At 72.1% G+C, this 19,463-nt stretch carries 16 protein-coding genes and 1 pseudogene; 7 read left to right on the forward strand and 10 right to left on the reverse strand.

What is annotated here, in order from left to right; translation table 11 throughout:
• Positions 1-5 precede the first annotated feature (5 nt).
• The 3 genes and pseudogenes from AB0C12_RS20805 to AB0C12_RS20815 form a co-directional block, all read right to left on the reverse strand.
• Positions 6-905 (reverse strand): annotated as a pseudogene (locus tag AB0C12_RS20805) (arginase family protein); the annotation flags it as partial.
• A 20-nt stretch (positions 906-925) separates the two neighbouring features.
• Positions 926-1,840 (reverse strand): tetratricopeptide repeat protein, encoded by a 915-nt coding sequence (locus tag AB0C12_RS20810; RefSeq protein WP_360550203.1) that lies wholly within the window; start codon positions 1,838-1,840, stop codon positions 926-928.
• A gap of 83 nt (positions 1,841-1,923) precedes the next feature.
• Positions 1,924-3,597, reverse strand: a complete 1,674-nt coding sequence (locus AB0C12_RS20815) for a methylmalonyl-CoA mutase family protein (protein ID WP_360550205.1) — start codon at positions 3,595-3,597, stop codon at positions 1,924-1,926.
• 159 nt (positions 3,598-3,756) lie between these two features.
• Here AB0C12_RS20815 and AB0C12_RS20820 point away from each other — a divergent pair, with 159 nt between their 5' ends.
• A complete protein-coding gene (locus AB0C12_RS20820) occupies positions 3,757-5,295 on the forward strand; it encodes a M4 family metallopeptidase (RefSeq protein ID WP_360550207.1) in 1,539 nt (512 codons plus the stop codon).
• Between the two features lie 73 nt (positions 5,296-5,368).
• Entirely contained in the window at positions 5,369-5,998 is a 630-nt protein-coding gene (locus tag AB0C12_RS20825; RefSeq protein ID WP_360550209.1) for a Pr6Pr family membrane protein, read from the forward strand.
• On the opposite strand, the gene AB0C12_RS20830 is transcribed toward AB0C12_RS20825, so the two are convergent.
• From AB0C12_RS20830 to AB0C12_RS20840, 3 genes are all read right to left on the reverse strand, one after another.
• Positions 5,991-7,109 carry a substrate-binding domain-containing protein gene (locus tag AB0C12_RS20830; protein WP_360550211.1) on the reverse strand — a complete coding sequence of 373 codons (1,119 nt, stop codon included), beginning with the start codon at positions 7,107-7,109 and terminating at the stop codon, positions 5,991-5,993. The genes AB0C12_RS20825 and AB0C12_RS20830 overlap by 8 nt on opposite strands.
• A 94-nt stretch (positions 7,110-7,203) precedes the next feature.
• The gene (locus AB0C12_RS20835) at positions 7,204-8,721 is read right to left on the reverse strand and encodes a GGDEF domain-containing protein (protein WP_360550213.1); all 1,518 of its coding nucleotides are present in this window, start codon (positions 8,719-8,721) and stop codon (positions 7,204-7,206) included.
• An 85-nt stretch (positions 8,722-8,806) separates the two neighbouring features.
• Complete coding sequence (locus tag AB0C12_RS20840; RefSeq protein ID WP_360550215.1) at positions 8,807-9,988, reverse strand: FAD-dependent monooxygenase; 1,182 nt, start codon at positions 9,986-9,988, stop codon at positions 8,807-8,809.
• 62 nt (positions 9,989-10,050) lie between these two features.
• On the opposite strand from AB0C12_RS20840, the gene AB0C12_RS20845 reads away from it, so the two are divergent.
• On the forward strand, positions 10,051-10,647 hold the full coding sequence (locus AB0C12_RS20845; RefSeq protein WP_360550217.1) for a helix-turn-helix transcriptional regulator: 597 nt from the start codon (positions 10,051-10,053) through the stop codon (positions 10,645-10,647).
• Here AB0C12_RS20845 and meaB read toward each other — a convergent pair.
• Positions 10,644-11,603, reverse strand: coding sequence for a methylmalonyl Co-A mutase-associated GTPase MeaB (gene meaB / locus AB0C12_RS20850; protein ID WP_360550576.1), 960 nt, complete (start codon positions 11,601-11,603; stop codon positions 10,644-10,646). The genes AB0C12_RS20845 and meaB overlap by 4 nt on opposite strands.
• A 26-nt stretch (positions 11,604-11,629) precedes the next feature.
• Positions 11,630-12,814, reverse strand: coding sequence for an acetyl-CoA C-acetyltransferase (locus AB0C12_RS20855; protein WP_360550219.1), 1,185 nt, complete (start codon positions 12,812-12,814; stop codon positions 11,630-11,632).
• 62 nt (positions 12,815-12,876) lie between these two features.
• On the opposite strand from AB0C12_RS20855, the gene mce reads away from it, so the two are divergent.
• The 4 genes from mce to AB0C12_RS20875 all read left to right on the forward strand — a co-directional run bounded on the left by mce (position 12,877) and on the right by AB0C12_RS20875 (position 18,308).
• Positions 12,877-13,311 carry a methylmalonyl-CoA epimerase gene (gene mce / locus AB0C12_RS20860; protein WP_360550221.1) on the forward strand — a complete coding sequence of 145 codons (435 nt, stop codon included), beginning with the start codon at positions 12,877-12,879 and terminating at the stop codon, positions 13,309-13,311.
• Positions 13,312-13,591: 280 nt separating this feature from the next.
• Complete coding sequence (locus tag AB0C12_RS20865) at positions 13,592-14,890, forward strand: DivIVA domain-containing protein (RefSeq protein ID WP_360550223.1); 1,299 nt, start codon at positions 13,592-13,594, stop codon at positions 14,888-14,890.
• 229 nt (positions 14,891-15,119) lie between these two features.
• A complete protein-coding gene (locus AB0C12_RS20870; RefSeq protein WP_360550225.1) occupies positions 15,120-16,823 on the forward strand; it encodes a Laminin subunit beta-1 in 1,704 nt (567 codons plus the stop codon).
• Positions 16,824-17,135: 312 nt separating this feature from the next.
• Positions 17,136-18,308, forward strand: coding sequence for an AI-2E family transporter (locus AB0C12_RS20875; protein WP_360550227.1), 1,173 nt, complete (start codon positions 17,136-17,138; stop codon positions 18,306-18,308).
• Positions 18,309-18,312: 4 nt separating this feature from the next.
• Here the strand turns inward: AB0C12_RS20875 and AB0C12_RS20880 are convergent, their stop codons facing one another.
• Positions 18,313-19,113, reverse strand: coding sequence for an alpha/beta hydrolase (locus tag AB0C12_RS20880; RefSeq protein ID WP_360550229.1), 801 nt, complete (start codon positions 19,111-19,113; stop codon positions 18,313-18,315).
• Between the two features lie 10 nt (positions 19,114-19,123).
• Positions 19,124-19,453, reverse strand: coding sequence for a hypothetical protein (locus tag AB0C12_RS20885; RefSeq protein WP_360550231.1), 330 nt, complete (start codon positions 19,451-19,453; stop codon positions 19,124-19,126).
• Positions 19,454-19,463: the final 10 nt, after the last annotated feature.

Consider the following 19,463-nt stretch of genomic DNA (forward strand, 5'->3'; position numbering starts at 1 on the left):
TGAGCCGGTTTCAACCCAGCCACGATCGCCGAGGTGATCTCCTCCGCGTACTTGCCGTCCGGGTCGTAGTCCGGGTCGAAGACCGTGATCTCCACACCCAGGCAGTGCGGCGACTCCACCAGCCCGGCCAGCAGGATCTCCAGCTCCGGGAACGCGATGCCGCCCGGCTCCGGCGCGTCCACCGCCGGCATCACCGCCGGGTCCAGCACGTCCACGTCGATGTGTACCCAGTACCCGGCGCAGTCCACCAGCTGGTCGCGCGCCCACTGGGCGCTGCGGGCCGCGCCCTCCACGCGCAGGGTCGGCACCGGGCGGGTGACGATGCCGGCCGCCTGCAGGTCGAGGCGGTATTCGTCCTGGGCCCGGATGCCCATCACCACCACGTCGATGTCGCGGTAGTACGGCCGCCGGCCCTCCATCGCCGCCAGGTCGGTCTGGCCTCGGCCGGTGACCAGCGCCAGGTCCTCGCCGGCCGCCGCGCCCACGTAGGACGCGTTGCCGGGGTGGCGGAAGTCCGAGTGGCCGTCCACGAAGACCAGGCCGATCCGGCCGCCGACCGCCTCGCCCAGGCGGTGCATGGCCAGCGCCGAGCCGAGCACGATCGAGCAGTCGCCGCCCAGGACCACCGGGAACTCGCCCTGGTCGAGGATGGCGCCGATCCGGTCGGCCAGCTTCCGCGAGTACGCCGAGATCTCCGGCGCGTGGCACACCCCGTCACCGGGCCTCCAGTCGCCCGGGTCGTACCGGGGTGGGGTCAGGCAGCCGGCGTCGCGGGCGTTGAGACGGCGCAGCAGGCCGTGGTCACGGAGAGCTCCGGGCGCCTTGACGCAGCCCGGCACCGACGTCGCCGTCGGCGGGCGCAGGCCGAGGTTGGACGGTGCGTCGAGCACGGCGATGCGGCGCATGGAGCCCCCCGTACCTTTGCCTAGAAGAGCGCGCGGGCCAGCGCGCGCCGCGCGCTCGCCACAGCCGGATCGTCGGGTCCGGCCACGTTGAAGAGTGACAGCAGATGCTTGCGTACGCTGTCCCGCTCCTCGCCGCTGGACCGCCGCACCGCCGCGACCAGCCGCTCGTAGGCCTCGGGGGCCTGCCCGCTGAGGACCTCGATGTCGGCGGCGAGCTGCTGGGCGGCCACGTCGTCGGGGTCGGCCGCGGCCTTGGCCAGGGCCTTCTCCGCGTCCACGCCGGTGACCCGGCGGTAGAGCTCGACCTGCGCCAGGCCGGACTCGGCCGCGTGGTCCTGCGGTGACTCGGCCAGGATCTTGCGGTACGCCGCCTCGGCCGCGTCCAGGTCCCCGGTCATCAGCGCGTCGTCGGCCGCGTCGAGCCGCGGGTCCTCGGGGGCGGCGACCTCGACGCCGCCGGCCTTGAGCACCGCGTCGATGTACTGCCGGACCTGCGCCTCGGGCAGCACGCCGGTGAAGCCCTCGACGAGCTGGCCGCCGACCACCGCGATAACCATCGGGATGCCCTGGACCCGCAGCGCCTGAGCCAGCCGGGGGTTGGCGTCCACGTCGACCTTGCCGAGCACCCAGCTGCCGCCGCCCTCGGCCGCGAGCTTCTCCAGGACCGGGGAGAGCTGCTTGCACGGCTCGCACCACTCGGCCCAGAAGTCCAGGATCACCGGGGTGGTCATGGACAGTTCGAGGACAGTCGTCTGGAAGTTCGCTTCGGTGACGTCGATGACCGCGGGCGGCGACCCGCCCGGCTGCGGGGTGGCCGCGGGGCTCGCGGCCGGGCCGGCGGGGCCCGCGGGTGCGGGCTTGCTCGCGGGGCGCAGTGCACCGAGATCGACCGCGCCGCGGGTGAAGATCGACGGAGTGGTCCGTGGGTCGCTCATGGTTATCTAGTCTCGCACGCGCGCCGGACTGTTCGCCGCGCCGCCGGGCTGGTGATATCGGACGTCACAGGGGGTGCGGCCGGTCAGAAGCGGGCGGGCTCGCGGTAGCTGCCCCACTCCCCCTTCAGCGCCGCGCAGATCTCGCCCAGGGTGGCCTCGGCCCGGGCCGCGTCGAGCATGGCGGGGATCATGTTCCCCGTCGTACGCGCGACCGCCACGAGCCGGGCCAGCGCCTGCTCGGTGCGTACCGGATCGCGGCCGGCCTTGCGCTCGGCGAGCGCGCGCTTCTGCTCGATCTCGACCTCGTGGGAGACCCGGAGGATCTCCAGGTCCTTGGCGACCGTGCCGGTGTGCACGTTGACGCCGACGATCCGCTTCTCGCCCTTCTCCAGGGCCTGCTGGTAGACGAAGGCCGCCTCGGCGATGTTGCCGGTGAACCAGCCGTCCTCGATGCCGCGCAGGATGCCGGCCGTCATGCTGCCGTCGTGGCCCAGCTCGCGGATGCGGGCGAAGATCTCCTCGGCCTCCGCCTCGATGCGGTCGGTGAGCGCCTCGAGGTACCACGAGCCACCGAGCGGGTCGGCGACGTTGGTCACCCCGGTCTCCTCCATCAGCACCTGCTGGGTGCGCAGGGCGATCTCGGCGGACTCGTCGGTGGGCAGGGCGAGGGTCTCGTCGAGGGCGTTGGTGTGCAGTGAGTTGGTGCCGCCGAGGATGGCGGCGAGCGCCTCGACCGCCGTACGCACGACGTTGTTGACCGGCTGCTGCGCGGTCAGCGAGACCCCGGCCGTCTGGGTGTGGAACTTCAGCCAGAGCGCCTTGTCGCTGGTGGCGCCGTAGTCGTCGCGCAGGTGCCGGGCCCAGATCCGGCGGGCGGCGCGGAACTTGGCGATCTCCTCGAAGAAGTCGACGTGCGCGTCGAAGAAGAAGCTCAGGCCGGGGGCGAAGGTGTTGACGTCCAGGCCGCGGGAGAGGCCCAGCTCGACGTAGCCGAAGCCGTCGGCCAGCGTGTACGCCAGCTCCTGCGCGGCGGTCGAGCCGGCCTCGCGGATGTGGTAGCCGGACACGCTGAGCGGCTTGTACTTCGGGATCTCGGCCGCGCAGTACTCCATCAGGTCGCCGATCAGGCGCAGGTGCGGCTCGGGGGCGAAGAGCCACTCCTTCTGCGCGATGTACTCCTTGAAGATGTCGGTCTGCAGGGTGCCGTCGAGCTTGCTGATGTCGGCGCCCTGCCGCTCGGCGGCGACCAGGTACATCACGAAGATCGGCACGGCGGGGCCGGAGATGGTCATGCTCGTGGTGGTCTGCTGCAGGTCGATGCCGTCGAACAGCACCTCCATGTCGGCGGCCGAGTCGATCGCCACCCCGCAGTGGCCGACCTCGCCGAGCGACTCGGGCTCGTCGGAGTCGCGGCCCATCAGCGTCGGCATGTCGAAGGCCACGCTCAGTCCGCCGCCACCGGCGGCGAGGATCATCTTGTACCGCTCGTTGGTCTGCCGGGCGTTGCCGAAACCCGCGAACTGGCGGATGGTCCAGGTGCGGCCGCGGTAGCCGGTGGGGTACAGGCCGCGGGTGTACGGGAACTCCCCCGGCCAGCCGATCCGGTCGAAGTCCGCGTAGGTGTCCCCGTCGGCGGGCCCGTACACCGGCTCGACGGGCATCCCGGACAACGTGGTGAAGTCTGCGTCGCGCTTGCGGGCGGCGTCGTAGCGCTGCTGCCAGCGCTCCCGGCCGGCGGCGATGTCGGCTGCGTCCATGGCGCACATCGTAGGCCCAAAGCTGAACGATCGCTAAGGCCTCGGGCGTCTTGCTCTCACGAAAGCTATGACGTTTTCAGCATGTTCACAGCATGTGCATGAATCGATATATCTACAGGTGTGGCTACCGCCACGGTCCCCCACCGTTCAGGAGTCCCCGTGAAACGATCTCTCGCTGCTGTCGGCTCCGCCCTGCTCATGGGCGGCCTGCTGGCGGGCGTGGGCGCGACGTCGGCTGCCGCCGCGCCCGATCCCCTCTCGCCGTCCGCGCACCGCGCCGCCGTCAAGGCCGGCGCCGCGGACGCCTTCGCGCTCAAGGCGAGCGTGAAGGACGCCGACGGTACGAGCCACGTGCGCTACACCCGCACGTACGAGGGCCTGCGGGTGCTCGGTGGCGACTTCGTCCTGCACGGCACCAAGGACGGGGCTCTCCGCCAGGCCTCGGTCGGCCTGGCCGCGCCGCTGAGCCTGAGCACCACCCCGAAGCGGGCTGCCGCCACCGCGAGCGCGACCGCCAAGGCGCACTTCACCGGTACGGTCAGCGCGGTCGGCGCCCCGGAACTGGTCGTCGACGCGACCAGCGGCACCGGCACGCTGGCCTACGAGACGGTCGTCGAGGGCTTCGGTGCGGACGGCCAGACGCCGTCGAAGCTGCACGTCGTCACCGACGCCAACACCGGAGCGGTGCTGAGCTCGTGGGACACCGTGGAGACGGCCACCGGCAACAGCGTCTACTCCGGGGCCGTGTCGATCAACACGACCCAGGTGTCGACGTCGAGCTTCAGCCTCAAGGACGCCGCGCACGGCAACGGCACCACCTGCGACATGAACAACAAGACCTCGGGCACGTGCACGCTGTTCACCGACGCGGACAACGTGTGGGGCACCGGCGCCACCTCCAACCGGCAGTCGGCCGCGGTGGACGCGCACTACGGCGCGGCCAAGACCTACGACTACTACAACAGCACCTTCGGCCGGAAGGGCATCTTCAACAACGGCACCGGCGTCCCGTCGCGGGTGCACTACGGCAACGCGTACGTCAACGCGTTCTGGGACGGCTCGTCGATGACCTACGGCGACGGCAGCGGCAACACCCGCCCGCTGGTCTCGCTGGACGTGGCCGGCCACGAGATGTCGCACGGCGTCACCGAGCGCACCGCCAACCTGACCTACTCCGGTGAGTCCGGCGGCCTGAACGAGGCCACCTCCGACATCTTCGGCACGATGGTCGAGTTCTACGCGGCCAACAGCACCGACGCCGGCGACTACCTGGTCGGCGAGAAGATCAACATCAACGGCAACGGCAAGCCGCTGCGCTACATGTACAACCCGACGCTGGACGGCAAGGGCATCGGCTGCTGGTCGAGCACCACCAAGAACGTCGACGTGCACTACTCCTCCGGCGTCGGCAACCACTTCTTCTTCAACCTGGCCGAGGGCAGCGGCGCCACCGCGTACGGCACCTCGCCGCTGTGCGGCTCGGCGACCGCGGTGACCGGCATCGGCCGCACCAAGGCCGCCGCCATCTGGTACCGGGCGCTGAGCACCTACTTCACTTCCAGCACCAACTACAAGGCCGCCCGCGGCTACACCCTCTCCGCCGCGACCGACCTCTACGGCCGGTGCGGCACCGAGTACAAGGCCGTGCAGAAGGCCTGGACCGCGGTCAACGTGACCGGCACCGACGCGGCCTGCTGACGCACCGGACGGATCGACAGTGCTGAGGATGCCCGGCGGTGCCACGAGCACCGCCGGGCATTACCGTGTCGCCATGAAGATCATGAGGCTGATCGCCGTGGCCGCGGTGATCGCCGGCGTGGTGCTCACCGCGGCCGGGCCCGCGACCGTGACCGGCCTGCTGCCGTTCTTCACCATCCAGAGCAATGTCGCGTACGGCGTCTTCGCGGCCTGGGCGGCGTTCCGGGGTCGCGACACTCCGGCGGCCCTCAAGGGCGCGGTCACCCTCTACGTGGCCATCACCGGGCTGGTCTACCACCTCGTACTGACCAATCCCGCCAGCGGCTTCGCCGTCGACCCGGTGCACCGCGACCTGCCGGAGGCGATCGGCAACCAGCTGCTGCACACCGTGGTGCCCCTGCTCGCGGTGCTCGACTGGCTGGTCTTCGACGAGCGGGGCCGCTTCCGGTGGCGCCACGCGTTGTACTGGCTGGCCTTCCCGCTGGGCTACCTGGCCTTCGCGCTGATCCGGGGCCTGGTCGTGGACAAGTACCCGTACCCGTTCATCGACGTGAACGAGCTGGGCTACGACGGTGTCTCGATCAGCTCGGCCGGTTTCGCCGTCGCCTTCTGGATCCTCGGCCTGCTCTTCGTGGCGATCGACCGCTGGAGCGGCCGGCTGCTGCGCCGGCACCGCGCGGCGGCCCCGACCACCACTACTTGATGCCGTTCTCCTTGCAGAGGGCGGCGAAGCGACCCGCGCAGACGGCCTTCTTCTCGACGAAGCCGTCCTTGATCACCTTGTTGATGTTGGTGATGTCGATGGCCGTCGGCGGAAGCAGCACCGCCGGCACGTAGGCGCCCGACTCGGGGTCCTTGACGGCCACGCCCTTCGTGTCGGGCTTCTCGCCCTTGTACAGCTTGATGGCGAGGTCGGCGGCCGCCTCGGCTTCCTTCTTGATCTCCTTGTAGACCGTCATGCACTGGTCACCGGCGAGGATGTTCTGCAGGCCCTGGATGGTGGCGTCCTGGCCGGTCACCGGGACGATGCCGTTCTTCTTGTCCTTCTTCAGGACCTCGATCGCCGCGTTGCCCAGGCCGTCGTTGGCGGCCAGCACCGCGTCGATCTGCTTGCCGGTCTGCTGCCACATCTCCGCGAAGACCACGCCGGCCTCCTTGTTGTTCCAGTCGGCGACCGACTGGTCCGGGCCCTTCAGGAAGGAGCCGTCGTCGTACCGCTGCTGCAGGACCGCGTCGTAACCGACCTTGAACAGGGTCGCGTTGTTGTCGGTCGGGGAGCCGTTCAGGTCGGCCACCAGCGGCAGCTTGGCCTTCTTGTCGGCCAGGCACTTGACCAGGCCCTCGCCCTGCAGCTTGCCGACCGCGACGTTGTCGAAGCTGACGTAGTAGTTCGCGCCGCCGTTGAGCGTCAGGCGGTCGTAGTCGATGGTCTTGACGCCCGCGGCCTTGGCCTTGTCGAGCACGGCCTTGCCGCTGGCCGGGTCGAGGTTGACCGTCATCAGCACCTTGACGCCGCTGGCGATCATGCTGTCGGCGATCTGCACGAACTTCGCCTTGTCGCCCTGCGCGTTCTGGATGTCCAGCGGCACGTCGGCGGCGTCGAAGGCGGCCTTCAGCAGCTTCGGGTCGTCGGTGCCCCAGCGCTGCGACGTGGTGGTGTCGGGCAGGATGACGCCGACCTTGCCGCTCCCGGTGCCCCCACGAGGCCCGCCGTCGTTGGAGCCGGCGCCGTCACCGTCATCGTCGGTGCAGGCGGCGGTGCCACCGAGCGTGAGCAGACCCACCGCTACCAGAGCGACCATTTTCGTACGCATCGCGACTTCCTCCCGGGCACAGGGCGGCAAGGTTACCAGGCATCCGCGCTGGGTAACCCGATGATCGCGACTGCGACTCAATGGATACGCATCGCTACCGAAGGTCACTGGCAGTCAGGTGCCGGCGGGCTTCCTTCACCGCGTACATGGCCATGTCGGCCGCGTGCAGCAGGCTGTCCGGGTCGTGCTCCCCGGGCCGCCCGGTGGCCAGGCCGACACTGGCCCGCAGCGGCACGTCGGCGGAGCGGATCCGGACGGCGCCCGTCAGGCTGCCGGTCAGCTCCCGCACCACCTCGGCTCCCCGCGCGGCCGCCAGCCCGGGCATCAGGACGGCGAACTCGTCACCGCCCAGCCGGGCCACGGTGTCGCCCGCGCGCACCCCGGCGCGCAACCGGCGGGCCACCTCGATCAGCAACTGGTCGCCGGTGGCGTGCCCGAACGCGTCGTTGACCGGCTTGAAATCGTCGAGGTCGATGAGCAGCACGGTCACCGGCCCGGCCGCCAGCCCCTCGTCCAGCAGCCGCATGAACAGCCCGCGGTTGGCCAGGCCGGTGAGCGCGTCGTGGTAGGCCAGCTCGGTCAGGCGGGCGGTGAGCTCGTCGCGTTCGCGCAGCAGTTCGGTGATGTGCCGCAACGCGTTGAGCTGCCGGCTGATCACCAGCACCGTGGTCACCGACGCCCCGATGCCGACCACCCAGGAGCGCGCGTCCAGGCCCCGGGTGACCAGCACGGTCAGGGTCAGGGCCCACACGGCGGCCATCCCCGCGTACGGCAGCACGCTGTACGGCCGGCGCTGTTCCCGCGTACCGGGCCGCGGCGTGCTGCCCGCACCGAGCTGCTGGGTGCGGGCGACCAGGGCGAGCAAGGTGCTCGCGACCACGTTGCCGGCGAACAGCCAGGGTGTGTACCGCGGCGTCAGGTAGACCGAGCCCGGCACCGTCTGCAGCACGGCCTGCAGGACCGCCGCGACGCCTCCGACGATCCCGCACATCCGGGTGAACGGGGTCCGCCCGCTGAGCACCAGCCGGAGCACCGCGAAGATCGCCACCAGGAAGATCCCGGGCATCACCAGCAGCGCCACGAGCAGGCCGAGTACCCAGCCGGCGTCCCGTGGCCCGGCCGGCACCTCGAAGAGCCAGAGACCGAACGTCGTGGCGGCGGCGAGCACCGTGGCCGCGTCGAGGTGCAGCCGGGCCCGGGCACTGCCCGTCAGCTCGCCGAGCGGGTAGCGCAGCAGGCCGGTGACCAGCAGCACCATCCCGACCGCGACCGAGCCGAACTGGAACTCGGTGCCGACCAGGGACGACGGGGCCAGCGGGGCGCGGACCGCCGCCACCAGCTGAGCCGCGTCACCGACCAGGAACGCGGCGCCGGCCAGCGAGAACGACAGCCAGAGCCGCCGGGCGACCGCCGGTCCGGCCCGGGCGACCTGCGCCGAGAGGACCGCGAAACAGCCGTGCACCGCGGCCATGAGCAGCCAGAACATCGCCACCTGAGGTCCGGTCCCGGTGCGCCGGGCGCCGAACCCGACGACGGCGGTCACCGCCAGCACGATCAGCACCACGACCAGCGGGTCGGCGCGCCGCCACGGACGCGGGATCCGCCGGTGCATGGTCACCTCGTTCGTCGGTCGTCACCGCTGAGTCAGGGGAGGCCTGAACCGTCCATTCGGCATCACCGGGGCGGGGCTGAGGAGTTCAGCCGATCCGGTGCTCGAAGATCCAGGCCTGCGGGTCGCCCTTGCGATGCAGCATCCGCATGACCAGCGGCGTCAGAGCGTCGCGTACGGCCGCGCCGACGGGACCGGCGGTCTTGGTGCTGCCGCTGCGCCGCCCGTACGCGACGACCTTCTCGACCCGCTTGCGGCGCAGCTGCTCGTAGTCGGCCAGGGCCCCGGCGATGTCCGTACGGGCCCGCAGGCAGCGTCCGAGGGTGACGGCGTCCTCGATCGCCATCGACGCACCCTGGCCCGACGACGGCGAGACGGCGTGCGCGGCATCGCCGATCAGTATCGTGCGGTCGTCGCGCCACACCGGCACCCGCGGCAGGTCCCAGGTGTTCCACGGCCCGACGATCTCCGCACTGGCCCGGATCAGCGCCGCCGCGGGCACCTCGTCCCCGGCGAACAGCTCCAGCAGCTCGGCCCGCCAGCCGCCCGGGGTGAACTCGCGCGGCTCGACCGGGCGCCGGCGCGGTGGATTGGCGAACCACCACACCGAGTCGTCGGGGGCGGTGACCCAGCCGAAGAACGCCCGCCGCCCGAAGGCCATCTGCATGACCCCGGGTTCGGTGCGCAGCTCCGCCGGGACCGGGCCGGTCGTGCGGCCGCCCGCGTTCAACAGTCCCAGGTAGCGCGGTGCGGGCGCCGCCGGGTCCAGCGCCGAGCGGGTCCGCGAATGCAGACCGTCCGCGCCGACCAGCAGGTCACCCCCGGCGGTGGTGCCGTCGGCGAACTGGGCGGTCACCCCGCTCGGCGTACGGGTGCGCCCGGTGAGCCGTTTGCCGTACCGGATCGGGATGTCGCGCCGCTCGGCCTCGCCGCGCAGGGCCAGGTAGAGGTCGGCGCGCCGGATCGTCGTGGTCGTCGTGCCGTCCGCGTCCGGCCCGCCGAGGGGAAGCCGGGCGAGCTGACGGCCCGCGGAGTTGCGCAGCACCATGGCCGGCGTCGCGAAGCCCCCGGCGAAGAGCCCGGCCGGGTTCAGACCCAGCGTGCGCAGGGCGGCCAGGCCGTTCACGGCGACGGTGAGGAAGGCGCCGCGCTCGTCGGCCGCACGGTCGTGGGCCTCGTGGATGACCGGGGCGAACCCGGCGTCGTGCAGGGCGATGGCGGCGACGGTGCCGGCGATGCCGCCACCCGCCACGAGAACAGTCTTAGTCATGGAATGACTATCCATCTCATGACTATCGGAGGCAACCCTGGGAAAACCCCTAGGCTGAGGCCATGACGTCTGCGGAGCCGCGCCGGTCCACGCTGGCGATGGTGCTGCTGGCCCTGCTGCTCGAGGCGCCCATGCACCCGTACCGGATGCAGCAGATGATCAAAGAACGCGGCCAGGACCAGCTGGTCAACGTCGCCCAGCGCAACAGCGTCTACCAGGCCCTGGACCGGCTCGTCCGGGACGGGCTGGCCCGGCCCGGCGGCACCGCACGCGAGGCGGGACGCCCGGAACGCACGGTCTACGAGATCACCGAGGCCGGCGCGGCGACGCTGCGCCGCTGGCTGACCGCCATGCTGCCGGCCCCGGCCCGGGAGTTCCCCGAGTTCCCGGTCGCGCTGGCGTTCCTGCCGATCCTGCACCCGGCCGAGGTGCGCACGCTGCTGGAGAGCCGGGTGGCCGTGCAGGCGGAGAAGCTCGCCCAGCTCGAACGGCAGGCGCCGCCCGGCCTGCCCCGGCTGTTCCTGATCGAGGACGAATACCGCGCCACGATGCTGCGCGCCGAGCTGGAGTGGCTGCGCGCACTGATCGACGACCTGGGCAGCGGGCGTCTCGACTGGAACGAGAGCCTGATCGCGGAGACGCTCGCCCGTTTCGGCTAGAGATCCTTGATGAGATCGTCCGCGGCGGCGTACGGGTCCAGCCGGCCCGCGGCCACCCGGGCGGCGAGGTCGCTCAGCGCCGTACCCTCGCGCAGCGAGCCCAGCCGGGCCCGCAGCGTGCCGAGCGCGATCGCCTCGACCTCCGCCGCGGCCCGTGCCTCCCGCCGGGCCTGGAGCCGGCCGCCGGACTCCAGCCAGGCGCGGTGCTTCTCGATCGCCGCGACCACGTCGTCCATGCCCTCGCCCTTGACCGCCACCGCCCGCACCACCTGCGGCCGCCAGTCCCCGGCAGCGCGTTCACCCAGCGAGAGCATGCCCTGGATGTCGCGGTAGGTGGCGTCCGCGCCCGGCCGGTCCGCCTTGTTGACCACGAAGACGTCGGCGATCTCCAGGATGCCGGCCTTGACCGCCTGGATCGCGTCGCCCATCCCGGGCGCCAGCAGCACCAGCGTGGTGTCGGCCAGCGAGGCGATCTCCACCTCGGCCTGCCCGACGCCGACGGTCTCCACCAGCACGACGTCGCAGCCCGCGCCCTCGAGCACGCGCACCGCCTGCGGGGTGGCCGCGGCCAGCCCGCCGAGCTGCCCGCGGCTCGACATCGAGCGGATGTAGACCCCCGGGTCGCCGGCGTGGTCCTGCATCCGGATCCGGTCGCCGAGGATGGCGCCGCCGGTGAACGGGCTGGACGGGTCCACGGCGAGCACGCCGACCCGGTGCCCGGCGGCCCGCAGGGCGCGGACCAGCTCGTTGGTGGTGGTCGACTTGCCCACGCCGGGCGAGCCGGTCAGGCCGACGACCTGGGCCCGGCCCGCGTACGGGGCCAGCGCGGCGGCCACCTCGGGCAGCTTCGGGTCGCCGTTCTCCACGAGGCTGATCAGGCGGGCCACCGAACGGGGATCACCCTCCCGGGCCCGGGCCACCAGCGTCGGCACGTCGCGGCCCGGCCGCGCGGAGATGGTCACTCCGCCATCCTCCCCCACGATCAGGCGGCGGGCACCGTGAGGAGCAGCGCGTCGCCCTGGCCGCCGCCACCGCAGAGCGCGGCCGCGCCGAGCCCGCCGCCGCGCCGCTTGAGCTCCATCGCGAGGGTCAGCACCAGCCGGGCGCCGGACATGCCGATCGGGTGGCCCAGGGCGATCGCGCCGCCGTTGACGTTGACGATGTCCTCGTTGACCTTGAGCTCGCGCATCGAGTGCAGTACGACCTGGGCGAACGCCTCGTTCATCTCGATCAGGTCGAGGTCGGCGACGGTCAGCCCGGCCTTGCCGAGCGCGTGCCGGATCGCGTTGGCCGGCTGGGCCTGCAGCGAGCTGTCCGGGCCGGCCACGTTGCCGTGCGCGCCGATCTCGGCCAGCCAGGTGAGCCCCAGCTCCTCGGCCCTGGCCCGGCTCATCACCACGACCGCGGCGGCGCCGTCGGAGATCGGCGAGGCACTGCCGGCCGTGATCGTGCCGTCCTTGGCGAACGCGGGGCGCAGGCCGCCCAGTGACTCGGCGGTCGCGTCCGGGCGGACCCCCTCGTCGGTGTCGATGAGCTTGTCGACCCCCCGCAGGCCGGCCTTGACCGGCACGATCTCCTCGGCGAAGCGTCCGGAGCGCTGGGCGGCGGCCGCGCGCTGGTGGCTCAGCGCGGCGAAGGCGTCCTGCTCGGCCCGGCTGATGCCCAGCTCGGCGCCGCTGCGCTCGGTGGACTCGCCCATCGAGATGCCGTCCCACGGATCCATCAGGCCGTCGAAGGCGGTGTGGTCGCGGACCAGGATGTCGCCGTACTTCTTGCCCTGGCGCTGACCCATCAGCAGGTGCGGCGCGTTGGTCATCGACTCCATGCCGCCGGCCACCACGATGTCGAACTCGCCGGCCCGGATGAGCTGGTCGGCCAGCGCGATGGCGTCGAGGCCGGAGAGACAGACCTTGTTGACCGTCAGTGCCGGCGTGGTCATCGGGATGCCCGCGGCCACGGCGGCCTGCCGGGCGGTGATCTGCCCGGTGCCGGCCTGCAGGACCTGGCCCATGATCACGTACTGCACCTGCTCCGGGGCCACGCCGGCGCGCTCGAGGGCGGCGGCGATGGCGTACCCGCCGAGGGTGGTGGCGGGCACGTTCTTGAGGTTGCCGAGGAGGCGGCCCATCGGGGTACGGGCACCGCTGACGATCACCGAGCTGGTCACAGGGAGCTTCACTTTCTACCGGCCTGAACGATGGTTAAGTACAGCCTAGTACACTCTCCAGCATGGATTCTCTGCCGCCTGTCGGCCTGCTGCGAGTGGATCACGTCGGGATCGCCGTGGCCGACCTTGACGAGGCCATCGACTTCTATGATCGCGCGTTCGGGATGCGGTGCGTGCACCAGGAGACGAACGAGCAGCAGGGGGTCCGCGAGGCGATGCTGGCCGCCGGCGACGACGGCACGGGCGCCCGGATCCAGCTCCTCGCGCCGTTGCGCCCCGACTCCGCAATCGCGAAGTTCCTCGATCGCAGCGGTCCCGGCCTGCAACAGCTCGCCTACACGGTGGCCGACGTCGAGGCGGCGAGTGCCGCCCTGCGCGCCCGCGGCCTGCGACTGCTCTACGACGAGCCGCGACGGGGGACGGCCGGCTCGCGGATCAACTTCGTGCACCCCAAGGACGCCGGGGGCGTTCTGGTGGAGTTGGTGCAGCCTGCCTGATTCGTACGCCTTGCGGGTGAAACATCCTGACGGCAGGGCTGCGGACTGGCAGGATCGGGGCCATCATCCCGCGGTGGCCGGTGGCCCTGTGAGACGATCTTCTGCTTCGGGACGGCACAGCAGGTAGCGGCGCGGCAACGCTGTGCGGGCAAGCGCACCTCGGCGCCACCCGAACGGCCGACCTCGGCCTTCGGCGGGCGGGCCGAAGGTGATCACAGGGCGGAATACCCGGCCCGTACGGTCTTGCGTGGCCCCCTGGGGGGTCTGCCAGTATGTCCCAATGCCCCAGCAGCAGGATGCCAATCTCGCGTTCTTCGAGACCGCAAATTCGCAGACCGACTTCACCGTTGTCCTGCGTGGATACGACCGCGGACAGGTGGATGCCCACCTCGGCCGGCTCATCGCCGCCCTGAACCAGTCCGAGCAGGCCCGTGGCGAGGCCGAGCAGCGGATGAACGACGCGCAGCGCCGGCTGCGGCAGGCGGAGCAGCGCCTCAACGCCCTCGAGCAGAAGCTGGCCGACAGCAACAAGCTCCTCGAGGAGAACAACCGGCCGACCCTCTCCGGGCTGGGCACCCGGGTCGAGCAGATCCTGCGGCTGGCCGAGGAACAGGCCAACGACCACCGCAGCGAGGCCAAGCGGGAGTCCGAGGGCATCCTCTCCGCCGCGCGCCTCGAGGCCCGCGAGATCACCGACAAGGCGCGGGCCGAGGCAGCCGCGATGAAGGCGACGGCCGAGCGTGAGGCGGGGCAGCTCCGCACGCAGGCCGAGCGCGAGGCCGCGGAAAACCGGGTGCAGGCCCGGCGCGAGGCCGACACGCTGCGGTCCGACGCCGACCGCGAGACCAAGCAGCTGCGTACGGTCACCGCGCACGAGGTCGCCGAGCTCAAGTCGACCGTCGAGCGTGAGGTCGCCTCGCTGCGGGCCACCGCCGAGCGCGAGATCACCCAGCTGCGCGCCAAGGCGGCCCGGGAAGCCGAGGAGAAGCGCGCCGAGGCCACCAAGATGCTGACCGACGCCCGCGACAAGCGCGACAAGGACCTCCAGGCCCTCGCGCTGGAGACCGCCGAGCGCCGGGAGAAGAGCGAACGCGAGGAGTCGCAGCGGCACGCCGCCCAGGTCAGCGCCACCCAGAAGATGGTGGCCGAGGCCGAGGGCCGGGCCCGCGCCGCCGAGGACCGCGCCAAGGAGATCGAGCAGCGCGCCGAGAGCCGCCGGGTCGAGTCCGAGCGCACCGCCATCGAGACGGTCGAGAAGGCCCGCGCCCTCGCGGAGAAGACGGTGACCGAGGCCCGGTCCGAGTCGCAGCGGCTGCTCAGCGAGGCGCGCACCGAGGCCGAGCTCTCCACGCAGGCCGCCAAGCGCGAGGTCGAGGACCTCACCCGGCAGAAGGACGCCGTCACCAACCAGCTCGGCCAGATGCTGTCCGGCCTGTCCGGCCTGGTGCCGACCGTCGGTGCGGCGGCCAAGGCGGCCGAGACCGTCAAGCAGGCCGAGGCCAAGGCCGACACCCCGGCCCAGCGGCCGGCCGAGGCCGGCGACGCCGGCAAGCCCGAGGCGGTTGCCAAGACGAGCTGAGTCGTTCACCACTCGGTCCCCGGTTGCGCCACCCTCCGGTGTGCGCCACGGTTGAGACGACCGGGTGGGCTGTGCGAAGCATCTGCGGGCCGTGCCGGAGTCCTCCGGTACGGCCCGTTTGTGTCCGCCAGTAGCCTGAGCCCTGACAAATCGCAACCAGACGCATAGTCCCGCCAGGCCGGTGTGTATCGACACGTCACGGGACGATGGGTATGTGAGGATGGAAAGTATGTCGCACGGCGGGGAAATCTTCGGTCTCGGTGGAGACGCTGCCTCCGAGCCCAGCTTCGAGACCGCCCTGCGGGGTTACGAGAAGAAGCAGGTCGAGCGCTACGTGGCGCGGGCCGAGAACGAGATCTCCGCCCTGGTCAGTGAGCGCGAGCAGGCCTACTCGCAGATCCAGGCGATGGCCGGCCAGATCGACCGCCTGCAGCAGGAGGCCGCCCAGTCGCGGCGCCAGCCGGGCCTGGCCGACGTCTCCTTCCGGCACCTCGGGCCGAAGGTCGAGGAGATCCTGGCCAAGGCCGAGGAGGTCGCCGCCGACATCAAGAGCTCCGCGACCGACGACATCGCCGCCCGGCTGGCCGAGGCCGAGCGGATCCGCGCCGAGGCCGAGGCGCACGCGCACGACGGCATCCGCGACTTCGAGATCGCCCTGGCCGCCCGCCGGGCCGAGGAGGAGAAGGTCGACGTCGCCCGCCGCGCCGCCGCCGAGAAGGCCGTCGCGGGCAGCCGCCAGGCCGCCGAGCAGCTGCGCGCCGAGGCCGAGTCCACCCTCGCCCGGGCCCGCGCCGAGGCCCAGCAGCTCACCGAGCGCGCCGCGCAGGAGGTGCAGCGCCAGCGGGCCGAGGTCGAGGGCTACGTCAAGTCCACCCGGGTCCAGGCCGACCAGGAGATCAAGGCCCTGCGCGACAAGACCCAGCAGGAAGTGACAAAGCAGCGGGCGGACGCCGACCGGGAGCGCACCGAGCTCAAGGCCGCCGCCGACCGCGAGATCGCGCAGCGCCGCCAGGAGCTGACCCAGGAGCTCACCCAGATGCGCGCCGCGGTCGAGAAGCAGTGCGCCGACCTGCGCAGCGAGGCCGACAAGTACGCCGAGGAGATCCTGCGCCGCTCCGACGAGCAGGCCACCGCGATCCGCCAGGAGATCGCCGGCCAGCAGCACAAGATCGCCGCGGCCGGCCGCGACCTGACGGCCGCGCAGGCCAAGGTGGCCGAGGCGGAGAAGAAGGCGGCCGACGCCGCCGAGCGCGCCCAGCAGGCCGAGCAGGAGACGCAGCGGGTGCAGCAGCGCCTGACCGAGGTCAAGGCGGAGCTGGAACGCGAGCTCGTGCACGTCGAGGAGGCCAAGCGGGCCGGCGAGGCCGCCGAGCGCCGCGCCACCGAGGTCCGCCGCCAGGTGCAGCGGGAGGCCAAGCGCGTCGCCGAGCTGGCCTCGGCCGCCGTGCTCGCCGCCGCGGCATCGCCGGACCCGGACGACGAGGACGACGCGCCGGCGCAGGCAGCGCCCGCCCACAGCCCGGCCGCTCAAAGCCCGGCCGCTCAGAGCCCGGCCGCTCAGAGCCCGACCGGAACCGCCCGGCCCGCGACCGTCCAGCCCACCACCGCCCAGTCGGCGACCGTCCAGCCCTCCACCGGCCAGCCCGCGACCGGCCAGGCGACGGCCGCCCAGCCCGCGACCACCCAGCCGGTGACGGCGACGGGGCAGGCCGCGGTGACGCCGCAACCCGCGTCCCCGGTGAAGTCGGCCGGTCAGCACGCCGCCCCGGAGAAGCCGGCATCGGCCGAGAAGGCCGCGCCGACCGACAAGGCCGCCGCCGCCCCGACCGACAAGGCCGCGGCCCCGGGCTCGCCGGCACCGGCCAAGGTGAGCGCCTCGGCCAAGGTCACCACCCGCCCGGCCGGCAGCCGGGTCGGCGTCGACGCCGACTGACCGGCACGGTCTTCACCCGCCGCCACCGACCGGCACGGTCTTCACCCGCCGCCACCGACCGGCACGGTCTTCACCCGCCACCGCCGACCGGGCGCGGTCTTTGCCCATCCCGCCCGATCGGCCCGGTCTTCACCCGTCACCGCCGATCGGCGCGCTCCTAACCCGTCACCGCCGACCGGCACGGTCTTCACCCGTTCCGCCTGACCGGCGCGGTCTTTACCCGGCGCGATAGATTGCGCGCCGGGGAGTCCGGTCGCCGCACCGGTGGTCCACCGCTGCCCGGGCCTCCCACGTTCCCGTGTGGAGGTCCCGGTGACAGCCGACGCGCCCCGTCCGGTCGAGGACGACGCCGACGCGTCGCCGGCTCGCCCACCTGAGGCCGGGCCGGAGCCACCCGCGGACGACCCGCACCCCGACCCCGACCACGACCCCGACGGGCAGTTCGGCCCGCCCGGTCCCCCGCTGAACAGGCGCAACCCTTTCCTGGTCGGGCTGCTGGGCGGGCTGGGCCTGCTCACGGCGTACGGGATCTTCCTCGGCCTGCGCAACGCGGCATCGATCCTGGTGCTCATCTTCATCGCGCTGTTCCTGGCCATCGGCCTGAACCCGGCCGTCACCCGGCTGCGCGGCTGGGGTCTCCCCCGCGGCCTGGCCGTGACCGTCATCGCCCTGGCGGTGGTGCTGCTGCTCTGCGGCGGCGTCTTCGCGCTGGTGCCGCCGCTGGTCACGCAGACCGGGCAGCTCATCGAGAACGTGCCGGGTTTCATCGAGAGCCTGCAACGCAACGAGACCGTCCGGGACCTGGTCCAGCGTTACGACATCCTGTCCCGGGTGCAGAGCGCCCTGGACGCCGGCACGGTCACCAACGCGCTGGGCGGCGTGGTGGGCGGCGCGCGGCTGCTGTTCGGCACGATCTTCAACGTGCTGACCGTGCTGGTGCTGGTCATCTACTTCCTGGCGGCGTTCGACCGGATCAAGGAAGGCGGGTACGCCCTCGTCCCGCGCTCCCGGCGGCAGCGGGTGCGGCTGCTCACCGACGAGATCCTCGGCAAGGTCGGCGCGTACATGGTCGGGGCGATCGCCATCGCCGTGCTGGCCGGGCTGAGCACCTGGGTGTTCGCGATGATCGTGGGGCTGGCCTACCCGTTCGCGCTGGCGGTCGTGGTGGCCGTCTGCGACCTGATCCCGCAGATCGGGGCGACGCTCGGCGCGGTCGTCGTCAGCCTGGTCGGGCTGGCCGCCTCGCTGCCGACCGGTATCGCGTGCATCGTCTTCTTCGTGATCTATCAGCAGGTGGAGAACTATCTGATCTATCCGAACGTGATGCGCCGGTCGGTGAAGGTCAGCGACGTGGCCGCGGTGACGGCCGCGCTGCTGGGCGTGGGGCTCTTCGGGGTGATCGGCGCGCTGATCGCCATCCCGATGGTCGCGGCGATCCAGCTGATCGTCCGGGAGGTCGTGAACCCCAGCATGGAGAACAAGTAGGAGCTCAGTCGGCCAGGGGCTTGGGGACGGGCACGTCGGCGAAGGCGGCCACCGTGCGGTCGGCGTACGCGTTCATGTCGCCCGACTCGATGGGCCCGTCCCAGGTCCGCGGCAGCGGCACCGGCACGTCCGGGGCGACCCGTCGCACGATCTCGTCCAGCACCTTCTCCGCGTCGCCGACCCACAGGTGCTTGGCGCCGGGCACCCCGACGACCTCGGCCTGCGGGATCGCCGCGAAGCGGGACTGCGCCTCGGCCGGCCGCAGGTAGTCGTCGAACTCGGGCACGAGCGCGGTCAGGGGCTTGCCACCGGCGGCCCAGGCGGCGAGGTGCTCCGGCTGGGAGAAGCGTAGCGGCGGGGAGAGCAGGATCGCGCCCGTGACGGCCGGGTCCAGACCGTGCATCAGCGTCAGGTCGGTGCCGAAGGACCAGCCGATCAGCCAGATGTTCGGCAGGTCGTGGAACTCCGCGTACTCGATCGCGGCGGCGACGTCGAAGCGCTCGTCGACGCCCGAGGAGAACTCGCCCTGGCTGGTGCCGCGCACGCTGGACGTGCCCCGGGTGTTGAACCGCAGCACCGCCACCCCGGCCAGCGCGGGCAGCCGCCAGGCCGCCTTGCGGAAGACGTGGCTGTCCATCATCCCGCCGTGGGTGGGCAGCGGGTGCAGGCAGATCAGCGTGGCCACGGGCTCGCCGGACTCCGGCCGGGCCAGCTCACCGACCAGGGTGAGGCCGTCGACGGTGTGCAGGGTGATGTCCTCGCGCCGGGCGGGCAGGACGGCGTTGGCACGGATCTGGTTGGTCACGCCTTCATCCTTACCCATAGCGAGGGGCGTTGCGTGAGCGCTCCACCCCGGGGCCGCGCCGGTCCCGGGCGCGCCAGCAGCCGGTGTGCCAGTGCCGCCGGTCGCTCTCGTCGCCCCGCTCGTCGGCCGGCCAGGCCACGATGTGCGCGACGCCCGGGCGGATCTCCTGCATGCAGCCAGGGCAGCGGTACGTCTTGGTGGCCGCGCCGCCGAAGATCGACCGGACCAGCCACTCGCCGTCCTGGTACTGCTGGACGCCCTCGATGCCCTTGCGGGTGCGCTCGTCGCCCAGCGGGGTGGGCGCGGCGTCGCGTCGGGGGCGGTTACGGCGAGGACTCACGATAATCAAG

Source organism: Actinoplanes sp. NPDC048967 (assembly GCF_040649415.1).
Lineage (GTDB): Bacteria > Actinomycetota > Actinomycetes > Mycobacteriales > Micromonosporaceae > Actinoplanes.

Coding starts and splice junctions, on each gene's coding strand:
- AB0C12_RS20810 (WP_360550203.1), bottom strand. CDS start 1,840: ATGAGCGACCCACGGACCACTCCGTCGATCTTCACCCGCGGCGCGGTC.
- AB0C12_RS20815 (WP_360550205.1), bottom strand. CDS start 3,597: ATGGACGCAGCCGACATCGCCGCCGGCCGGGAGCGCTGGCAGCAGCGC.
- AB0C12_RS20825 (WP_360550209.1), top strand. CDS start 5,369: ATGAAGATCATGAGGCTGATCGCCGTGGCCGCGGTGATCGCCGGCGTG.
- AB0C12_RS20830 (WP_360550211.1), bottom strand. CDS start 7,109: ATGCGTACGAAAATGGTCGCTCTGGTAGCGGTGGGTCTGCTCACGCTC.
- AB0C12_RS20835 (WP_360550213.1), bottom strand. CDS start 8,721: ATGCACCGGCGGATCCCGCGTCCGTGGCGGCGCGCCGACCCGCTGGTC.
- AB0C12_RS20840 (WP_360550215.1), bottom strand. CDS start 9,988: ATGACTAAGACTGTTCTCGTGGCGGGTGGCGGCATCGCCGGCACCGTC.
- AB0C12_RS20845 (WP_360550217.1), top strand. CDS start 10,051: ATGACGTCTGCGGAGCCGCGCCGGTCCACGCTGGCGATGGTGCTGCTG.
- mce (WP_360550221.1), top strand. CDS start 12,877: ATGGATTCTCTGCCGCCTGTCGGCCTGCTGCGAGTGGATCACGTCGGG.
- AB0C12_RS20865 (WP_360550223.1), top strand. CDS start 13,592: ATGCCCCAGCAGCAGGATGCCAATCTCGCGTTCTTCGAGACCGCAAAT.
- AB0C12_RS20870 (WP_360550225.1), top strand. CDS start 15,120: ATGTCGCACGGCGGGGAAATCTTCGGTCTCGGTGGAGACGCTGCCTCC.